The organism is Myxococcus sp. CA051A (genome assembly GCF_013336705.1).
Taxonomy (GTDB): Bacteria; Myxococcota; Myxococcia; order Myxococcales; family Myxococcaceae; genus Myxococcus; species Myxococcus llanfairpwllgwyngyllgogerychwyrndrobwllllantysiliogogogochensis.
Genome location: NZ_JABUMS010000004.1, coordinates 85,394 through 104,351 on the forward strand (window position 1 = coordinate 85,394; position 18,958 = coordinate 104,351).

Here is an 18,958-nt window from a genome sequence, read left to right on the forward strand (position 1 = left end):
GGGCGGGAGCGAGAGTGGTAGGGAGGGTGCTGAGTTCCGGAGACGTCATCGCCGTGGCGCGGAATGGACCGCGACCTCCGGGGTTCGAGCGACATTCCATGGACCTCATTTCCGCAGCGGAGTTGCCGTTCCTGGCCTTGTCCACGTTGTTCGCCCGTTCGTTCGAGGGCTACTTCGTCCCGATTCCCGACGCACCCCAGGCCTTCGATGCGCGGGTGCGGAGCGAGCACATCTCGCTCATGGAGAGTCGGGTCGCGCGGGTGGACGGAGAGTGGGCGGGGCTGGTGTTGATGGCAAGGCGCGGGCGGGTCAGTCGCGTCGCGGGCATGGGCATCATTCCCAGTCGACGGGGACAGGGACTGGGTGGGGAGATGCTGCGGCCGTTGATGGCGGAGGCGCGAGCACGCGGGGATGCGCGGATGGTGCTGGAGGTCATCGAGCAGAATGCGCCAGCGGTGAAGCTTTACGAGCGGCTGGGTTTCCGGCGTGTGCGGCGACTCGTGGGGTTCGTGGGGACGCCGACGCCGGAGTCGGGGGCGTTGGAGGAGGTGGGGCTGCAGGAGTGCGCGAGGCTGCTTCCGGACGGGTTGCCATGGCAGCTCGATGCGGCGACGGTGCGGGGGTTGTCATCTCCGGCGAAGGCGTTCCGGTTGGGGCCGGCGTGCGCGGTGGTGGCGGATGTCTCCGCGCCGACGCTGGGGGTGCGGTCATTCGTGGTGGAGCCCGCGTCGCGAGGGCAGGGCGCGGGGCGCAGGTTGCTGCGGGCACTGGCCGCCGCGCATCCCGGGAAGGCGCTGGCGGTGAGCGCCATCGTTCCAGAGGGCCTGTGCGAGCGCTTCTTCCTGGGGGCGGGCTTCACGCATCCCGCCCTGTCTCAGTTGGAACTCGTGCTCGACTTTTCGCCAGACGCGAAGTGAGTGTGGCTCACCGCTCGCGCAGGTGGGCCGTGAGTCCTGTCAGGTGCTCCCTCGCGGGGGTGATGACTTCCGGCCGCTGCGTCTGGAGCGCGAGCCGGAACGAGGCGATGGCCGCCGCCAATTCCTCGCGGGCCCGTCCCGTGAGCTGGACATGCAAGGCATCTGCTCGCGCGAGCGCCGTCGTGTTCGGCAGGGCATCCTGGGGATGCAGCTTCAGCGCAGCCATGGAGCGCCGCGCCTCTTCGATTTGCCCCGGTGACAGCTTGCCCGGGCGCTGCTCGATGACGAAGGCTTCCTTGCGACCCGTGGTGACGACGGTGACCTCCACCTCGAGGATGCCATTGAGGTCATACGAGAAGCGCACGTCGATGGACTGCTCTCCCGCCGGGGCCGGTGGCAGCCCCGAGAAGGCATACTCGCCCAGCTTCACGTTGTCGCTGCACTGCGCATGCTCGCCCTGGTACACCTCCAGCCGAATCTCTCGCTGGAAGTCGCCGGCCGTCCAGTAACGCTCCACGCGGCTCGCGGGGATGACCGTGCCGCGCTCCAGGATGGGACTGAAGATTCCGGTGATTCGCCGGTGGCCCGCCTGCGCGGCGGTGCTCACCCCCAGCGTGAACGGCGCGACGTCCGTGACGACCAGGTCATCCACGGCCTGGTCTCCCGCCTTCATCGCCGCCTGCACCGCGGCGCCCATGGACACGGCCTCGTCCGGCGGCAGCTTGCGCAACGGCAACCGTCCAAACACCTGCGTCGCGAAGGTCGTCACGCACGGCATGCGCGTCGAACCTCCGACGAGCAGCACCTCCTCGATGTCCGTGGCCTTCAGTGACGCATCCTGCAACGCCCGATGAATCGGCCCGCGCATGCGCTCGAGCGCGGAGGCCCAGGCGTACTCGGCATCCTCACGGGTGAGCGCGAACTCGAAGTCCAGCTTCTTGCCTTCCGCCACCGGCAGCTCGGGAAGGACGATGCGCGTGCTCTCCGTTTGCGAAAGCCGCCGCTTCGCGGCTTCACACGCCTCCCGCAAGCGCGCCCAGCCCGGTGCGTGGGCCTCCAGGTCGAAGCCCTTGTCCTGTCGCAACCGCTGGGCGACATGGCGCGCCAGCAACGTGTCGAAGTCCTCGCCGCCCAGCCGCGCATCACCCGCCGAGGACTGGATCTCCACCACGCCCTCGATGATCTCCAACACCGTGACGTCGAACGTCCCGCCACCCAGGTCCAACACAACGGCTTTCAGCTCCCGGTTGCGCTCGTGCAGCCCATAGGCCAGCGCCGCCGCCGTGGGCTCGTTGATGATGCGCTCGACCTTGAGTCCCGCGATGGCTCCGGCGTCCCGAGTGGCCTGTCGCTGCGGGTCCCCGAAATAAGCGGGGACGGTGATGACGGCCTCTTCAACCGCCATTCCCAGGAAGGCCTCGGCGTCGCGCTTGAGCGCGGCGAGCACCAGCGCCGACAGCTCCTGGGGCGAGTACGTCCGGTCTCCCAGTCGATAGACCCGCGAGGTCCCCATGTCTCGCTTGAAGGCGAGCGCCGCCTGCTCGGGGTGGAGGACTCCGCGAGAGCGAGCCGCCGCGCCCACCAGCACCTGACCCTGTTCGTCGAGCGCGACAGCGCTGGGTGTCAGGAACTCGCCGAGGGAATTGGGAATGAGGACCGGCCGGCCCTCGCTGAACACGGACACCAGCGAGTAGGTGGTGCCCAGGTCGATGCCGAGGATGGGAGACTTGGAAGAAGGACTCATAGGGATTGGGGGCAGAGTCCCCGGAGTTCGTCCGTGAGACGGAACCGGGCGGCGGTCATTCGCGCCTGGCGCGCGGCGGGGTCCTGCTCGTTCGCGGGGACTCGGGCGGTCTGTTCCTGCACCACCGCGAGGACCTTCATGTACTTCCTCGACACGTCGGGACAGTCCTCCGCCTCCACCGAGTCGACCAGCTTGGTGAGCCCCGTACAGGCTTCCTTTGAGTCAGTGCCGGGGATTGCCGCGCACAGCACTCGGGCTGCCTCGCGCGCCGCCGACACGCGCTCCTCACGAGTGACCTCCTCGGTGCCTCCAGGACCCGACTTCGGCCCGAAGGTCATGACTCCCACGGCGACCATGGTCGCCATCAACACGCCGACGGACGCGAGCGCGTACGTGGTGTACCGCGAGGCGCTCCGTCCCGTGTCGGGCGCCGGCGGCTTCGCGTCAGCGGGGGCTTTCTTCGGCGGGGAAGGGCGGGTCACTCCGGGCGGCGGCCCCTTGGGCACCAGGCTCTCCCCGAGCGCGGCCTGGAAGGAAGGACAGCGGGCGCGAATCTGCTCCAGGGCATGGGCGGCGCGCTCGGGCTCGCGGCGGCGATAGGCGCGCATCTGCTCCCGGGTGTTCTCCAGGTTTCCGTTCAGCACCGCATCGGCGAGCAGCTTGCGCACGCCGGGAGAGACGTCGTCATCCAGCTCCGCCAGCTCCTGAACCAGCCTCCACACCCACGCCTCATCCTGTTCCTGGAACGCGTCGAGGAGTCCCTCGGCCTCCAGCCACGCTGAGTAGCTCGCCTGCAGCGCACGCGCTTCGCGGGGCCGGCCATTCAGGTGCAACTGCAGCAGGAAGGCGAGCACCCAGGTGGGTTTCGGCGGTGGATGTTCGGGATGGCGCTTGATGGCGGCCAGCGCCACGAGCGCGGCCTGACCCGCCTTGTCCCAGTCATCGGAGGTGCCCAGCTCCTCGGCGAGTCCCCACAAGAAGGGATGCGCGGCGGTCGTTCCGAGCAGGTTGATTTCCGCTTCGGTCAACCGCTGCGGAAAGGTCTGCGCGAACGCCAGGAGGAACTCGGGGTGCCCCTGGTTGAACGCGTCCCGGAAGGCTTGCGTCGCCTCCTCCTTCCGGTTCGACGCCATCAGGGCCTTGATGAGCCAGTGGCGGGCCTCGCCTGCCTCGGGAAGGGCTTCCACCGCCTCGCGAGCAATCAGGATGGGCGCATCCGTGGGAGCATCCGAAGGCAGTGTGCTGAAGCGGGCCCGAAAGGTGTCGAGCCGCGCGTCGGCGCTCAGGGGCCCGGACGCGTGTGGCGCGTCGACCGTGGCGGGAGCCACCGGTTCCGGAGCGGCGCTCGTGCGCGGTGCCTCGGTGCCGTCGTGCGCGGCCTTGAGCAGCTCATATGCTTCGCGCAGCCGGGCGAACCCTTGGGGGTCCACTTCCGGCTTGCGGGTCTTCAACATGCGCAGATACGTCCTGCGGACGAGTTCGGGCTCCGCCTCGGCGGTCACCCCCAGCTCCCCGCGAGCCTCTTCGAGCGTCATTCGAGTCGAAACGCTACACCGCGCCTCGAAGCGGAGCGACTGCCAATCAAGTCCACCCTGCCGAGATGGGGAGGCTTACCCCTCCGTGGGAGCGTGACGAAGACACGGAGTCCTGTTACCTCCGCGCGTGCCCGTGGCGAGGGCAGGGGAGCGCGACGTCATGCAGGAGTGGCTCGACCATCGACCCGATTTCAAACCCCAGGATTGGGAGCATGCCTGGGCTCGGGCCCTGGCCCGGCTCAACGAGTCTCAGCGGGAGGTGCTCGCCGCGACCTCGCTGCTGCCTGACCCCGCCGGGTTCGCGAAAGTCGCCAGCGAGGGCCCCGCGCAATGGAAGGCGGAAGGCGGCAATCCGACCCTGCAAGCGGTGTGGGCGCTCGCCTTGAGAGAGCTCCATCCGGCGGAGCTGCCCACGCTGACGCTCGATGAACAGGCCTGGAACGAACCCCGGGTCATCGCCGCGAACGTCGTCCTCACGGGCCCGGTGCGGTGGCGTGCGCCGCTCGTGTTCCTCGGGAGCGTCCTGTCCACGCTGCCCCTGTACGATTGTGGTCCCGACTCGTCTGTCACCATCGTCGGACGCGTCACGGCTCCGGGACTCGTCACCTCGGGCGACATGCAGCTCCTGGGCGACGTGGACATTCCCCTCATCGAGGGGCAGGGCAACGACAACATGCTCATCGTGCTGGGGGACGTGAGCGCACGGGTCATCCAGGAAGCGGACCATGCCTGCTGCTGGGCGGGGAACGTCGTGGCGCGGACCCATGCGTCCCTGGGCGACCTCCCCAAGGAGCAGCGCCAGAAGCTGGAGGACGCCATCCTCCCCGAGTTCCTGGCGGAGAGTCGGCCGCGCCTGGCCCCCGCGATGGAGGCCCTGGCCGCCGGTCAGGACGTCTTCCGGGGGCGTCCCGAGTGACGGCCGAGGCGCCCGGATGCGCCGGGGCTTCGGGATAAACCCGGCACGGAGGTCCGGTTCACTCGTGAATCGTGTGAAACAGGTGGGCAAGCAGGCGGGCTTGCAAACACACTGGGCGCCGAGCGTGGAATGGAGCATGAAAGCGACCCGCTCGGTCGTTCTACACTCCGCGCATCCATGGCCCGCCCCATCCGTACCCTCCACGTGTTCCCCGATGCCAGTCGGCGTCAGGCCGCCTTGCGTGCGGAGCGGAGCGCCCGGGGCCTGGCGATGGGGACGGACCTGCTCACCTGGGATGAGCTGCTGGGCGTGCTCGGGGGCGCTCGCGAGCTGAACCGGCGTCCGTGCCCGGCGGTGGGTGCGCGCGCGGTGATGTCCTCGCTGGGGGCGTTGCTGGGTCCCACGCACTTCGGCGAGTACGTCCGGGAGCCGGCCTTCGCGCGCGCGGGGCTGGACGTGGTGCTGGACCTCAAGGCGGGGCGCCTGTCGCCGCGCGAGCTGCAGGACGCGGTGGAGGTCCTCCCGCCCGAGCGGCAGAAGCACGTGCGGGTGCTCGCCCGGCTGTACCACCTGTACGAGCAGAAGCTGGCGGAGCTGGGCCTCGCTGACCGTGAGGACGTGTTGAGGGGCTCGCGCGAGGCGCTCGGTCGGGGCGAGTGGCCCACGAGCTGGGATGGCGTGGGCACGCTCGTCCTGCATGGCGTTTACGACGTGCGCCCCTCGGGCCTGGAGCTGTTGCTGGCGCTGGCGGCCGCGTGTGAATCGCGGCGCGTGACGCTGCGGGTGGAGACGCCGGTGGGTGGCTCTCCGGTGGCGGACGCGGCGCTGGCCTCGCTGTTCCGCGCGTTCGAGAACCGTGGCGAGACGATGCCGCACGTGGACCTCTTCAAGGCGGACGTCACCTTCGAGGCCCGGCCCTTCATCGACCTGGGGCGCTTCGTCTTCTCGCCCCGGGCGCCGCGCGAGGCGCTGAAGGACGTGGAGCTCCAGCCTCGTGTGTGGAGCGCGGCCACGGCGCGGGAAGAAGCGCGACTGGTCGCCCGGGACGTGCGCCGACTCATCGCCGACGGGGCGTCTCCTTCGGACATCGCCATCGCCTACCGCGAGCTGGGACCGGAGGCCGGGTGGCTTGCTGAATCGCTGGGCGAGCTGGGGGTGCCCGTGCGTCTTCCCTGGGGCGAGCCGCTCGCGCTGGCGGGGCCGGTGCGCCTGGCGCTGGACCTGCCGTTCCTGGTGGAGGATGGCTTTCCGGCCGAGCGCGTGGCGGAGCTGGTGGGCAGTCGCTACGCGCCCACGTTGTCGCGGGGAGGACCGGAGGCGCCCGCGAGCTTCTTCGCCCTGGCCGCCGTGCGTGATGACCGGCTGGGCGCGCTGCGCGGGCGTGGCGCCTATGACATCCGGCTGGATGGGCTCGCGCGTCGACTCCAGGCGTTGCAGGGTGCGCAGAAGAAGGACGGGAGCGCGCGCATCCATGCGGTGCGGCTGCTGCGCGAGCGCTGCCAGTTGCTGGTGGACTACTGCCGACGGATTCCCGAGAAGGGCACCGTCGCGGAGCTGCTGGCCACGTGGTGGCACGTGGTGGAGCGGCTGGGGTTGATGGACTCGGAAGGGCCGCTGGAGGGTCGTGACGAAGGCGGGCTCGCGGCGCGGGCCCTGGATGCGCGAGCCCGTGACGAGGCCGCGCGCGAGGCGCTCCGGCTGCGAGTCCAGGGACTGCTGCGGACGATGAAGGCGGTGGGCGGCGGCCCGGTGTTGCGTCGGCGTACCTTCGGACGCTGGCTGCGCGATGCGATGGCGGACGCGCACCTGCCCGCGCGAGGGCCTCGTGGCTCCGCGGTGGAGGTGCTGGATGCCGCCGAGGTTCCCGGGCGCTCGTTCCGACATCTGTTCCTCGCGGGGCTCACCGAGGGACGTTTCCCTGGAAGGGATGCGCCCTCTCCGTTGCTCGGGGACGCGGAGCGCTCCGCGCTCAACCAGCACCTGGGACGGGATGTGTTCCGGCTGACGGGAGGCGAGTTCGAGGAGCGAGCGCCGTGGCGGCTCACCGAGGACCGGCTGCTGTTCGCCAGCGCGCTCGCGGCGGCGGAGGAGACGCTGAGCCTGTCCTTCGCGATGGAGGGCTCGGGAGGCCAGGAGCAGGTGCCGTCCTCGTTCCTGGAGGAAGTGCGCCGGCTCACCGCGCTGAAGTGGCAGCCGCGCTCGCTGCCGCCCATCCCTCCGCTCGACGAGGTGCTGACGGAGTCCGAGCTGCGTCGCTGCGTGGCGCTGGAAGCCCTGGCGCAGCCGAAGCTGCGCGTCACCGAGCCGGACGCGGCGGCGAGCCTGCTCAAGCGTCACTTCGACAAGGAAGCCTGGTACTCGGGCGCCCGCGAGCTGTCCCTGGTGGAAGTGGAGCGGCTGTTCTTCTTCGGTGACCCGAACAAGAAGCCGGGGCCCTTCACGGGCTCGGTGGACGGGAACACGCAGCGCGCGTCCTTGCGTGAGGCGTTCCGCTTCGACCTCACTCGGCCGCTGTCCGCTTCCGCGCTCGCGCGCTTCGGCAACTGTGGCTTCCAGGGCTTCCTCACGTATGGCCTGAAGGTGGCCGAGCCGGACCGTCCGGGCGAGGAGTTCGACGCGAGGGGCCGCGGCACCTTCTGGCACCGCGTCGTCGAGGAGGTGTTCCAGGCGCTCAAGGAGCACCAGCTCCTGGGCAAGGCGCCGGAGGACGTGCCGGACGAGGTGCTGGACACGGCGCTCCAGTCGGCGGTGGCGCACTTCGAGAAGTTCCATCACGTGGGGCATCCCGCGCTGTGGAAGCTGGCGCATGAGCGCGCGCGGGCGATGGCCCGTCGCATCCTCGTGGATGAGCGGCGCGGGCTTCCGTTCGAGCGGTTGGTGCCAGAGGGCTTCGAACTCCAGTTCGGCCCCGCGGCCACGGACGACCGTTGGCGCCACGTCGTCCTTCCCATCGAAGGGGACGCCATCGTCTTCGAGGGGAAGATCGACCGGCTCGACGTGGCGGGCTCGGAGGTGGGCGTCATCGACTACAAGTCCGGGAAGCTGGACAAGAACGAGCTGAAGAAGCGGCTGCTCACGTCGGACTTCCAGTTGCCGCTGTACCTCTTCGCGGCGCGGGAGAGTGGGCACGCGACGGCGAGTCAGGCCGCGTGGTTCTCGCTGCGCACCGGCGCCACCATCCATCTGTCCGACGTCGTCCCCGCGCAGGAGCTGGATGAGCTGCTGTCCACGGACCCGGAGGTGCGGGCGAGAGTCGCCGCGAAGGAGGGTGGACGCAACCTGCCCAACGCGGTGGAGTCACTCGTGAAGACGCTGCGAGAGGGACAGTTCGCCGCGCGGCCCCAGGACTGCGGCATGTGTGGCTTCCGCGCCGTGTGCCGCATCACCGAGCGCCGGATGACGGAGGAGGGCGGATGAGCGTGGCTCCCTCCCTGCTCGCGCTGGAGCGCAACCTCGCGTTGATGGCGGGCGCTGGCGCGGGCAAGACGTACAGCCTGGTGACGATGACGCTGCACCTGCTGGCCGGTGCGCGCGAGGCAGGCGCGGCGATTCGTCCCGCGCGGCTGTGCATGTTGACCTTCACGGACAAGGCCGCGGCGGAGATGCGCTCCCGCGTGCGCCAGCGTCTGGATGGGCTGGCCCAGGGGGATGCTCGCCTGGACCAGGAAGTGGAGCTGCGCGAGTCGCTCGAACGGCTGGGCCGGCCCTTCCCGTTGCCCGATGCGTGGCGGCAGATGCGCGAGGAGCTGGGCTCGGCCACGGTGGGAACCTTCCACTCGCTCTGTGGCCAGTTGTTGCGACGGGCTCCTCCTGCGGTGGGCATCGACCCGAGCTTCGAGGTGCTCGACGAACTGGAGGCCTCCAGCCTCGTGCAGGACGTGGCCGAGCGCGTGGTGTTGGAGTCGCTGGAGGGCGGGGACGCGCAGGTGCGCGAGCTGTGCCAGGAGCTGGGCTTCTCCGGCTCGGGCTTCTCCGACGGACTGGTGGCCGCGCTGGTGTCGGTCTACGGCAAGCTGCGCGAGGAGGGGTTGAAGGCCGCGTCGGCCGCCGTGGGAGACGTGGCGGAGGCTCGCGAGGACCTGGATGAAGCCCTGACGCAGAGCCTGCGGCTGTGCGGTGAAGCGCGCGCGCTGGATGCGAAGGGCGAGTGGAGCCGGCTGGTGGGCGCCCTGGAGAAGGCGCTGAACGGGATGACGGCGGAGAACTTCCATCAGGGAGACCGCTACCCGTGGTTGCGCGCCAGCTTCGCGGCGGATGGGCGCAACTTCGCGAGGCTCAGCAAGGGCGCCGCGGCGCCGGTGCGTGAGCTGTACTGGCGGACGTTCGGCAAGAGCGACGGCTCGGTGCGCAGGCTGGAGGATTCCTGGGCCGCGTGGCGCACGGCGCCCTTCGAGGCCACGTTCCGTGAGCTGCTGGGCCGCGTGGAGACCCGGCACGACGCGGAGTTCTCCCGTCGCAACGTCTTCGACTTCACGTCGTTGCTGGTGAAGGCGAGGGACCTGCTCAGGGACTACCCCGAGTTCCGCCGACAGGTGCAGGAGCGCGTGGGCTCGCTGCTGGTGGACGAGTTCCAGGACACCAACCGTCTCCAGTTGGAGTTGGTGTTGTTGCTCTCGGAGCGGCGCGAGGAAGGCCCGCGCGAGCTGGCGCCGGACGTGGACCTGGCCACCGCGCTGCCCCTGGAGCCCGCGTTCCTCTGCGCGGTGGGAGACCGCAAGCAGTCCATCTACGAGTTCCGTGGCGCGGATGTCTCCGTGTTCACCGTGCTCGCCAAGAAGATTGAAGACGAGGGGGGCACGCGCGGCTTCCTGCAGCACAACCGCCGCTCGGTGCCGGGGCTGTTGTCCTTCTTCAATCACGCCTTCGCCGGCGTGCTGGTGGCGGCGGATTCGCAGGCGCCGCGTCCGTTCGAGGTCATCTACGTCCCGGAGGAGGACGACCTGTCTCCGGTGCGTGCCTCGCTCTCCGAGACGGCCGCCGTGGAGCGGCTCCACCTGGAGGAGCAGGAGACCGCGGGCGACTTGCGCTGGCTGGATGCGGACTGCGTGGCGCGACGGCTGCGCATCATGCTCGCGCCGGGCGCGGCCCCCACCGTGGCGCGCGAGGATGGCGAAGGGGCCCGGCCCGCGCGCGGTGGGGACGTGGCCATGCTGTTCCGGACCTTCACGCATCTGGAGGTCTATCGACAGGCGCTCATCCGTCACGGTGTGCCGCACCGGGTGTTGCGCGGACGCGGCTTCTACGGCGCGCAGGAGGTGTTGGACCTGGCCTCGTTGCTGGCGCTGTTGGCGGACTCGGAGGACGCGCTCGCGTTCGCGGCCGTGCTGCGCTCACCGCTCGTGGGGCTGTCGGATGCGTCCCTGTTCCAACTCGCGGGGGAGCAGCCGTTGTCGCTGGCGTCGCCGCGCTTGTCGGACCCCACGGTGCTGGAGTCGCTGCCCGAGCGCGAGCGGGTGCGCCTGGTGGACTTCCTCGCCGCGCTGCCCGCGTTGCGCCAGGAGAGGGACCGCCTGGGTGTGAGGGAGCTGCTGCTCGCGGCGCTGGACATGACGGGGTATCGCGAGGCGTTGGCGGGCTCGCCCTACGCGGAGCAGGCGAGCGCCAACGTGGAGAAGCTGCTGTCGCTGGCGTCGCGGCGTGACGAGCGTGGCACGGGGGGCTGTGTGGCCTTCGCGCGAGAGCTGCGCATGCTGGCCGAGTCCGACCCCACCGAGGCGCAGGCGGACCTGCTGGACGCGGGTGACCCACGCGCGGTGCAGTTGCTCACCATCCACCGCGCCAAGGGCCTGGAGTGGCCTGTCGTCGTGGTGCCGGGCATGGGCGGCCGGCGTCGGAGCACCTCCGGGCGCGCGCACTTCGAGCGCTCTCATGGCATCGCCCTGCGGCCGTGGGTGCCGGACTCGTTGGAGGGCTACACCTCCAATCGCTTCGAGGCGGTGCGACAGGAACTCAAGGCGCGCGAGGACGCCGAGTACCGCCGCCTGCTCTACGTGGCCCTCACGCGCGCGAGGGACTTGTTGGTCCTCTCTGGAGGGGAGGAGCCTCGCGCGGGCAAGGACTCGTGGTGGCATCTCATCGATGCGCGGTTGGAAGACGTCACCACGCGCGAGTTCGTCGACGACGTGGACGTGGACGAACTGCCACCGCCCGCGGACCCGGAGCCACCGGGACCGGAGTCGCTCGCGCGCGCGGGGGCTCGAGTGGAGGCCGCGCTGCTGCGCGTGCGCGGCGGGCTGGTGGAGATGGGCGAATCACCCGGTGGAGTCTCCGCTCCCGTGAGCGCGGTGCAGGACTTCCTCGCCTGTCCTCGGCGCTTCCACTACGTGCACCGGCTGGGGTTGCGCGCGGCGCCCTGGCCCTGGGAAGCCCCTGTCCGGGACGCGCCGCTGCTGGTCGACCCGGAGGGGTGGCTGCCCGCGAAGAGTCCAGCGGAGCTGGTGCGTGAGTTGTTGCGGAGAGCGGACCTGCGACTCGCCTCGGCGCGTGACGTGGACGTGACGGAGCGCCGAGCGCATCTGGAGTCATTGTTGCGCGAGGCAGGCTCGCTTCCGGACGACGAGGGCATGGAGGATGTCCTGTCGACCGTGGAGCGCTTCCTCGTCACGGACTTCGCTCGCTCGGTGGCGGAGTCTCCCTCGCGCATGGTGCACCGGAGCCTGGCCTTCTCGCTGTCCCTGGAGGACGGCGTCTCCCTGGAGGGCGAGGTGGATGTCCTGTGGGAATCACCTCGCGGTGAGGCGGTGGTGGTCGCCTACAAGTCGGGTGGACGACATCCCCTGGGGGCCGCCGCGTATACACACGAGCTGGCGGCGCTGGCGTTGGCGGCTCGACGGATGGTGCGGCCTGGAGTCCCCGTCCGTGTGGGCGTGGTCTTCCTGGGCGAGGCCCGGCCCGAGCCCGAGTGGAGCATGGACGGGGTGGGTCAAGAGGAAGCGGCCAGGCGGCTCGCCGACGGCGCGCGGGCGCTGGCCCGAGGAGAGGTCCGAGGTGCCTGGGCGGGACGAGAGGTGGCGACCTGCCAGGCCCTGCATTGTGGCTTCTCGGAACACTGTCACCCGGCCCCTTCCGCGTGCTAAGCGGCGGGCACCATGCCGAACGTCGTCGTCATCGGAGCGCAGTGGGGAGATGAGGGTAAGGGCAAGGTCGTCGACCTGCTTACCGAGCATGCCCAGTTGGTCGTCCGCTTCCAGGGCGGCAATAACGCGGGCCATACGCTCGTGGTGGGTGGCCAGAAGACCGTCCTTCACCTGATTCCCTCGGGCATCCTCCACCCGGGCAAGACGTGTGTCATTGGCAACGGAGTGGTGGTGGACCCCGCGGTGCTCGTGGGTGAAATCGATGCGCTCAAGGCGCGCGGTTTCCTCAAGGAGGACTCGCAGCTCCTCATCTCCGACAATGCCCACGTCATCTTCCCGTGGCACAAGCTGCTGGACAGCTTCCGCGAGAAGGCCCGCGGTGGCAGCGCCATTGGGACCACCGGTCGCGGTATCGGCCCGTCCTACGAGGACAAGGTCGCGCGCCGGGGCATCCGCATGCGTGACCTGCTCAATTCGGACCGGCTGCGCAAGCGCATCGAGGAGCGGCTGCCGCAGGCGCTCGAGGAGCTCAAGGAACTGTGCGCGAAGGCGGGCGTTCCGGTGCCGCAGCTGGAGGTGCCGCAGGTCCTGGCCGAGTTCTCCGCGCTGGGCGAGCGACTCAAGCCCTACGTGCACGACGCCTCGTTGTTCCTCGCGGAGCAGGTGCGCAAGGGCGCGCGCATCCTCTTCGAGGGCGCGCAGGGCACGCTGCTCGACGTGGACCACGGCACCTATCCCTTCGTCACGTCGTCGAACTGCGTGGCCGGCAACGCGGCGGTGGGCTCGGGCCTGGGGCCCACGGCCATCGACAAGGTGATGGGCATCAGCAAGGCCTACACCACGCGCGTGGGCGGCGGTCCGTTCCCCACGGAGCTGAACGACGCGATTGGCGATCAGCTGCGCAAGGTCGGTGATGAGTTCGGCGCGACGACGGGTCGCCCCCGCCGCTGCGGCTGGTTGGATGGCGTGGTGCTGCGCTACGCGGTGCGCGTCAACGGCCTGTGGGGCATCGCGCTCACCAAGCTCGACGTGCTCAGCGGGCTCAAGTCGCTCCAGCTCTGCAACGCGTACGACCTGGATGGCCAGAAGGTCACCGAGCTGCCCGGGGACTACGAGGACCTGGCGCGCGTCAAGCCCATCTACGAGACGCTGCCCGGTTGGGACGAGAAGCTCGCCGGCGTGCGCAGCTTCGACGAGCTGCCGGAGAACGCGAAGCGCTACGTCCGTCGCGTGGAGGAGATCAGCGGCGTCCCCGTGGTGTGCGTCTCCGTGGGCGCTGACCGTGGCGAGACGGTTTTGCTGCAGAACCCCTTCCGCAGCTGAGGCGGGGAAGCGCACCCTCGGAGGAAACTTCCCACCGAGGGTGCGGGAGCGCCGTGACGCCGTCCCCGGTTTCTGCTACGGCAGTCGGGAGCCACCCCCTGGGGGACGTCATGGTTTTCGTGAGCAGGTCCGTCATCGCCCTGACCGCGGTGTTGCTGCTCGGCGCCGCGGAGCCTTCCGAGCCCGCCCGGGCTGCCTTCGCTCGCGGTGAGTCAGCGCTCTCCGGTGGTCGTCTGGATGAGGCCACCATCGCCTATCGCGAGGCGCTGGCCGCCACGCCTGGATACGCCCCGGCGCTCAATGGCCTGGGCAGTGTCCTGTTCCGCCAGGGCCAGTTGAAGGACGCCATGGCGCGCTTCATCGAGGCCACGGAAGCGGACCCCCAGCACAAGATGGCGTTCTTCAACCTGGGCTATGCCGCGCGCAAGGCCGGGGATGCCTCCACCGCCGCGCGAGCGTATGCGCGCTACGTCCAGCTCGAGCCCGACGACGCGGACGGCTACTACGGACTGGCGGAGAGCCACCGTCAGCTCGGTGACAAGGCCCAGGCGATTGCCGCGTATCAGGGCTACATCGCCCTTGAGCGGCGGCCCTCGGAGCAGATCTGGGTGCAGAAGGCGCGAGGGCACCTGAAGGCCCTGGGCGGAGTGCCCCTGCCCGCGACGGCCGAGCGCACGGGCCCGCGTGTCGCCGCCGCGCCGCCGCCTTCATCCGTTGTTCCCGCGAGCGAGGCCGTCCCTCCCGTGGGGAGCGCGGAGCCCGCGGGCGGCGTGCGTGAGAAGGGGAGCACCCCGAGCGCCACGCCCGTGGCGGGAAGTGCCTCCCCGGAGGGGAGCAGCGGGCAGAAGGGGACCGCTGCCCAGGCTGGGACTGTCGCTCCGGCGGGGAGCGCGAGCCCGGTGGCGGGTCTTGCCCAGGCTGAGTCCGCCTCGCCCACGGGGAACGCGGGCCAGGATCCGCTGCCCTTCCCGTCGACCCGCGCGGCCACGGAGGGCTCCCAGGAGCGGCCGTCGAACCCGGCGCTCGCGGCCTCGCGCATTCGTGATGGCGATGCGCTGATGAAGGAGCGCCGCTACCGTGAGGCGGCCTTCGCGTTCCTGGACGCGTCGCACGCGGATGCCAGCCATGTGGAGGCCCTCTTCAAGCTGGGCAATGCGTTGGCGGTGCTCGGCTACTACGGGCAGGCGGTGGAGAAGTGGGAGACGGCGACGCGGCTCACGCAGGACGCCGCCATCCGTCAGAGCGCGCAGGACAACATCACCCGGGCTCGCGCGAAGCTGGCCCAGGCGGGCGCTTCACCCCAGGCCGCGGGGCAGGCACCTGGCTCCGGACCTGTCGCTGACACGACGCGCACCCAGGCCCGGCGAGCCTATGAGCAGGGCGTGCAGCGCATCGGTGCGCGGGACTTCGCCACCGCGCTGACGCATCTGACCCAGGCCATCCAGCTCGAGCCCATGCTGGCGGTCGCCTACACCGCGCGCGGCAGCGCGAACATCGGCCTGCGTCGCTACGCGGAGGCCGCGGCGGACTACCAGTTCGCGTTGGAGTTGGAGCCCCAGGTGGCCTCCCCCCTTTACGGGTTGGCTGAGTCCTACCGCGCCCTCGGTCGCAACGCCGAGGCCCGTGGCCTCTACGAGCGCTACGCCGCTTCGTCCGCCGCGGATGTCCGACCTCAGCTCCAGGAGGAATCTCGACAGAAGGCCACGAAGCTGCGTTGACCGGCTGGCAGGCGGGCGCCGGGGCAGGTGGATCCTGTCAGTCCCAGGCACTAATTTGGATGCATGGCCGTGCGCGACGCGGAGATGGACGAACGGCAGGTTTTCCGCCCCCGCCGGGGGCTGGCGGCCTCGATGGCGGTGGCTGGCCTGCTCTGGGTGGCGGTGCTTCTCTACCTCTTCAAGTTCGAAGGGGTCCCGCTGAAGACCTTCCTCTCGGCGGGCTTCTTCATCCTCTTCTTCGGCGTCTCGCTCACGTACTACGCGCGAACGCTCATCGTCGTGGATGCCCGGGGCATCACCTACCGGGGCATGGTGCGAACCCGGCGGTTCTCCTTCGCGGATATCCGCAACGTGGACGTCCTGCCGGGGCCCGTCACCGTCTACGCGATTCGTGGACAGTGGGGATTCGTACACTTCACGAGCTTCTTCCGGCACCACCAGACGCTCGCCCGGATTCTCGTCGAACGTGCCGGGTTGGGGCCTCTGCCGGGCTGACTATCCCGTCGCCAGCACATAGGTGACGAGCAACCCCGCCAGCGCCGCCGCTCCGCCCAATCCAATGAGCCACCATTCCGCGTGAGCGCGGCGCACGGTGGGCCGAGCCTCCGAGGGCCCCTTTGCCTCGGCCCCCTCGCCGTCGGGTGTCGGAACCTCGACGATTCCTTCCGGGGGCCGTGAAGGGGGCTCACTGGCGACGGAATCAGGTGCGAGTTCCTCCAGCGGGGCCTGGAATCGCAGCAGCGTCCGGCCCAGCTCCAGGACGTCGCCATCGGACAGGGGCACCTGTTCTCTCACCCGCTGACCATTGACGAAGACACCGTTGGGACTGCCCAGGTCCTCCAGGGTGAAGGTGCCCTCGTCCTCGTCGTGGAGGATGCAGGCGTGGCTGCGCGAGACGGCGCGGTCTCGAAGGCGCAGCGTCGCCTCCTGGCCGCGACCCAGCCTGGTGCGTGCCTCCGCGAGCGCGTGGGTGCGGCCCACGTCCAGCCCCGTCAGACAGGTGAGGGTGGCGGCTCGGGACGGGGCGGGTGCGTCCAGGCCCGTGAGCAATCCCTTGAGCACGGCGACCGTGCCCAGGCCGCGCTCCATGGGGGCTTCCGGCAGCACGCTCAGGAGCATCGTGTCGGGCAGTCCCAGCACTTCACCCGGGAGGACCAGTCGGGACACACCGGGTGGCACGAGCACGCCGTTGACGTTGAAGGTCCGCGTCGCCTCCACCATGAGCTGGGACCCTTCGATGCGCAGGGTCAACAGCTTGGGCGGGAGGGACTCCAGGCGGATGTGGTCGTCGGGACCGCCGCCCAGCAGGTGGTGTCCTTCGGGCAGTTCGAAGGGCGTGGTGGTGCCCAGGTGTTGGAACTCGAAGCGCATGGCCCGACGTGGAGCAACGCGCGGACCGGCACGCCGCTCGGGGAATCGCGCGCTTACCGGGCGTGAGCGTCCGGGACGGCGTCAGTCCATCCCCACGGCGAGACGCTCGCCCGGATACACCGCCACGCCCGAGCCATCCGCGACGAACGCCGACGTGGGAGTCCCGCTCAGGACGGACGTGAAGCGGTCGCCATACAGCCGCGAGACGTCACAGTCGAAGGCCACGTCGTCCGCCTGCCACACGGACCACCGCGGGTGCTCCACGCGGTACTCGGCGCAGCCGCCATCGCGCTGGGGCGTGTAACCCCAGTAGTGCTCGGTGATGAACTCTTCCTGCGAGTCGGGGGCGCTGGCGACAGGGCGGCCGCGAGTGCTCGCCGCCAGGCGCTGCCAGCGGCCCTCGTGCTTCCACGCGTATTCCAGCCGGCCCGGAGCGCCCTGCTCGGCGCCCTCCATCTCCACGATGTGCCGCATGGGCAGCGCGAGATAGGGCTCGTTGTAGACGACGCGCGCCACGGTGGCGATGGCCCAGCGAGGGACCAGCTCCCGCACGAAGGCCACGCCGCGCCGCCAGCCTTCGGGGCCGCGATGGCGCACGTAGTAGCGCAGGTTCACCTCGTCGAATTCCCGGTGGAAGGGCACCGCGAGTCCGCGCACGCGGGTGTCCAGGAAGCGGAAGCCCACCATGCTGACGAAGGTCTTCCCCTGCCACGTGTCCAGCTCCGTGCCCCGCGGCACGAGCGGCGCGAGCACCTTCGGGTCCACCTCGTAGTTGAGCATCACGAGGTACCGCCACGTGGCCGTGAGAAAGGGGCGCATGCCCCTTCGTAATGCGCGCGAAGCCGCGACGTCCTGGCCGGCGCATCCTTCCCGGCACGCCGGCTTACTGGATTCGGAAGCCGATGTTTTGTGGCAGCGAGAACATGTAGAGGGTCGCCACCACCATCATCACCCCTGCCAGCGCGAGGAGGGCGATCTTCAGCGAGGGGTGGAGCAGCTTCGTCGACACGCCCGCGAAGAAGAGGACGGAGGCGAAGAGGACGACGCAGAAGGTGAAGTTGTCGCCGTTCTGGTTGGACTGTCGCGCCTGTTCGAAGGCCTTCTCGGCTTCTGCGGCCAGCTCCCGACTCTTGTCGAGCGTGGCGGGGTGGTACTCGGGTCGGGTGAAGGGCGTTCCCTCTGGAGCCTCGCCCGGGCGGGTTGCCTCCGCGCGCCAGGCTTCGAAGGCGGGTCTGAATTCCTCCCGGAAGCGGCGCTCGTAGAAGTCGAGCCTTTGCGAGTCGCCGTCGGTCCACGCGTCCGCCCAGCTCTCGAAGAGGCTGGTGTCGATTTCAACCAGCAGCGCCATCGTCGTGGAGGCGCGCACCGACTCGGCGCGCAGCGCGTTCGCCTTGCTGTACTGGAAGGATTGGTCTCCGCTCCACCGGGTCGACTGGTAGGCGGTCCATGCGGACCCGACGGTGGCGAGGGCCAGCAGCACGGTGGCCAGGAGCTCCAGCACGTACTCACGGCGCCGCTCATGCGCGGGACGGAGGTGGAGGAGCGCGTCGGCGATCTCCTTCTTGAGTTCGGGCGGAACCGTCGCGGGCGTGTCCATGTCGTGGGCCCTTCGTCACTGCGGTGGGGTGGGACTCGTCGTGGCCTGGGTCGCCGTCACCACGGGCCCCTTGGGGCCTGGCTGGAGCTCGTACTGCACGGAGCCCTGTCGCGATGGACAGCAGAGCGGGTCGTCCGCGGCGTAGCGACGCACGGTAGCCGTCAGGTTCCTGGGGCTGTAGAGGCGGACCTCACCCATGGCTCCGTCGAAGCGGTCCGTCATCGGCTCCGGTGCCAGGGTGCCCGCGAAGCGGCCGTCGACGAAGACGAACACCTGGAAGCCCATGGCGCGGCACATGCCGTCGCCTTCCGCGGCGGCGGTGATGACCTCCGTCGTGTCGAAGACCTGGAGCGGGCCCAGCAGCGTCCACCCCGCCTTCACCAAGGCCCGGTCCGACGCGGTGGTGGGCTTGCGCGCGAACCGTGCGCAGCGTCCGGTGCGAAGGGACTGGCCATCGCCCGGGAGCGCCTTGGGCAGGCGAGCGCCCGACGTGTTCCAGGTGGGCAGGGGCTTCGCGTCCAGCCAGGTGGAGCCCGTGGATACGGAGTCGTCGGAAGCCGCCATCGCGAAGAGGGATGTCAACACCGCGCAGAGCAGGGCCGTGGGTGCGAGCAACCGACTACGCGACATGAGCGAAACCTCCCGGAAGGTGCCGGCTTGAAGATGGAGCCTGCGCCCCGCGAATGGGACGCAGGGGGCACGGCCGGGCAGGTGCGCGCAGGGCCGCCAGGGCTTCCCCTCGTGGCGAACGGGCCCACTCC

Annotated in this window: 13 protein-coding genes; 7 read left to right on the forward strand and 6 right to left on the reverse strand. The window is 70.0% G+C overall.

The genetic code is table 11. The features are described 5' to 3' along the window. The first annotated feature begins 98 nt into the window (after positions 1–98). On the forward strand, positions 99–917 hold the full coding sequence (locus HUA74_RS13885) for a GNAT family N-acetyltransferase (RefSeq protein WP_174454930.1): 819 nt from the start codon (positions 99–101) through the stop codon (positions 915–917). A gap of 7 nt (positions 918–924) precedes the next feature. Here the strand turns inward: HUA74_RS13885 and HUA74_RS13890 are convergent, their stop codons facing one another. Next, positions 925–2,661, reverse strand: coding sequence for an Hsp70 family protein (locus tag HUA74_RS13890; RefSeq protein WP_174454931.1), 1,737 nt, complete (start codon positions 2,659–2,661; stop codon positions 925–927). After that, complete coding sequence (locus HUA74_RS13895) at positions 2,658–4,196, reverse strand: hypothetical protein (RefSeq protein ID WP_174454932.1); 1,539 nt, start codon at positions 4,194–4,196, stop codon at positions 2,658–2,660. Before HUA74_RS13895 ends, HUA74_RS13890 begins: the two co-directional genes overlap by 4 nt. Positions 4,197–4,356: 160 nt before the next feature. On the opposite strand from HUA74_RS13895, the gene HUA74_RS13900 reads away from it, so the two are divergent. The 6 genes from HUA74_RS13900 to HUA74_RS13925 all read left to right on the forward strand — a co-directional run bounded on the left by HUA74_RS13900 (position 4,357) and on the right by HUA74_RS13925 (position 15,724). Then, positions 4,357–5,112: a hypothetical protein gene (locus HUA74_RS13900; protein ID WP_174454933.1), complete on the forward strand. Its 756-nt coding sequence runs from the start codon at positions 4,357–4,359 to the stop codon at positions 5,110–5,112. A gap of 177 nt (positions 5,113–5,289) precedes the next feature. Then, positions 5,290–8,529: a PD-(D/E)XK nuclease family protein gene (locus HUA74_RS13905; protein WP_174454934.1), complete on the forward strand. Its 3,240-nt coding sequence runs from the start codon at positions 5,290–5,292 to the stop codon at positions 8,527–8,529. Next, on the forward strand, positions 8,526–12,188 hold the full coding sequence (locus HUA74_RS13910; RefSeq protein WP_174454935.1) for a UvrD-helicase domain-containing protein: 3,663 nt from the start codon (positions 8,526–8,528) through the stop codon (positions 12,186–12,188). The genes HUA74_RS13905 and HUA74_RS13910 overlap by 4 nt, the downstream gene beginning before the upstream one ends. A 12-nt stretch (positions 12,189–12,200) precedes the next feature. Then, positions 12,201–13,511 (forward strand): adenylosuccinate synthase, encoded by a 1,311-nt coding sequence (locus HUA74_RS13915; protein WP_141646300.1) that lies wholly within the window; start codon positions 12,201–12,203, stop codon positions 13,509–13,511. 110 nt (positions 13,512–13,621) lie between these two features. After that, positions 13,622–15,229: a tetratricopeptide repeat protein gene (locus HUA74_RS13920; protein WP_174454936.1), complete on the forward strand. Its 1,608-nt coding sequence runs from the start codon at positions 13,622–13,624 to the stop codon at positions 15,227–15,229. A 63-nt stretch (positions 15,230–15,292) separates the two neighbouring features. Further along, the gene (locus HUA74_RS13925) at positions 15,293–15,724 is read left to right on the forward strand and encodes a PH domain-containing protein (protein ID WP_141646302.1); all 432 of its coding nucleotides are present in this window, start codon (positions 15,293–15,295) and stop codon (positions 15,722–15,724) included. Here the strand turns inward: HUA74_RS13925 and HUA74_RS13930 are convergent, their stop codons facing one another. From HUA74_RS13930 to HUA74_RS13945, 4 genes are all read right to left on the reverse strand, one after another. Further along, positions 15,725–16,600 (reverse strand): FHA domain-containing protein, encoded by an 876-nt coding sequence (locus HUA74_RS13930; RefSeq protein WP_174454937.1) that lies wholly within the window; start codon positions 16,598–16,600, stop codon positions 15,725–15,727. Positions 16,601–16,681: 81 nt separating this feature from the next. Continuing rightward, positions 16,682–17,419, reverse strand: coding sequence for a YqjF family protein (locus HUA74_RS13935; RefSeq protein WP_174454938.1), 738 nt, complete (start codon positions 17,417–17,419; stop codon positions 16,682–16,684). A gap of 64 nt (positions 17,420–17,483) precedes the next feature. Further along, positions 17,484–18,197: a hypothetical protein gene (locus tag HUA74_RS13940; RefSeq protein ID WP_141646305.1), complete on the reverse strand. Its 714-nt coding sequence runs from the start codon at positions 18,195–18,197 to the stop codon at positions 17,484–17,486. 15 nt (positions 18,198–18,212) lie between these two features. After that, entirely contained in the window at positions 18,213–18,827 is a 615-nt protein-coding gene (locus HUA74_RS13945; protein ID WP_141646306.1) for an LppP/LprE family lipoprotein, read from the reverse strand. Positions 18,828–18,958 lie beyond the last annotated feature (131 nt).

Coding starts and splice junctions, on each gene's coding strand:
- HUA74_RS13885 (WP_174454930.1), top strand. CDS start 99: ATGGACCTCATTTCCGCAGCGGAGTTGCCGTTCCTGGCCTTGTCCACG.
- HUA74_RS13890 (WP_174454931.1), bottom strand. CDS start 2,661: ATGAGTCCTTCTTCCAAGTCTCCCATCCTCGGCATCGACCTGGGCACC.
- HUA74_RS13895 (WP_174454932.1), bottom strand. CDS start 4,196: ATGACGCTCGAAGAGGCTCGCGGGGAGCTGGGGGTGACCGCCGAGGCG.
- HUA74_RS13900 (WP_174454933.1), top strand. CDS start 4,357: ATGCAGGAGTGGCTCGACCATCGACCCGATTTCAAACCCCAGGATTGG.
- HUA74_RS13905 (WP_174454934.1), top strand. CDS start 5,290: ATGGCCCGCCCCATCCGTACCCTCCACGTGTTCCCCGATGCCAGTCGG.
- HUA74_RS13910 (WP_174454935.1), top strand. CDS start 8,526: ATGAGCGTGGCTCCCTCCCTGCTCGCGCTGGAGCGCAACCTCGCGTTG.
- HUA74_RS13915 (WP_141646300.1), top strand. CDS start 12,201: ATGCCGAACGTCGTCGTCATCGGAGCGCAGTGGGGAGATGAGGGTAAG.
- HUA74_RS13920 (WP_174454936.1), top strand. CDS start 13,622: ATGGTTTTCGTGAGCAGGTCCGTCATCGCCCTGACCGCGGTGTTGCTG.
- HUA74_RS13925 (WP_141646302.1), top strand. CDS start 15,293: ATGGCCGTGCGCGACGCGGAGATGGACGAACGGCAGGTTTTCCGCCCC.
- HUA74_RS13930 (WP_174454937.1), bottom strand. CDS start 16,600: ATGCGCTTCGAGTTCCAACACCTGGGCACCACCACGCCCTTCGAACTG.
- HUA74_RS13935 (WP_174454938.1), bottom strand. CDS start 17,419: ATGCGCCCCTTTCTCACGGCCACGTGGCGGTACCTCGTGATGCTCAAC.
- HUA74_RS13940 (WP_141646305.1), bottom strand. CDS start 18,197: ATGGACACGCCCGCGACGGTTCCGCCCGAACTCAAGAAGGAGATCGCC.
- HUA74_RS13945 (WP_141646306.1), bottom strand. CDS start 18,827: ATGTCGCGTAGTCGGTTGCTCGCACCCACGGCCCTGCTCTGCGCGGTG.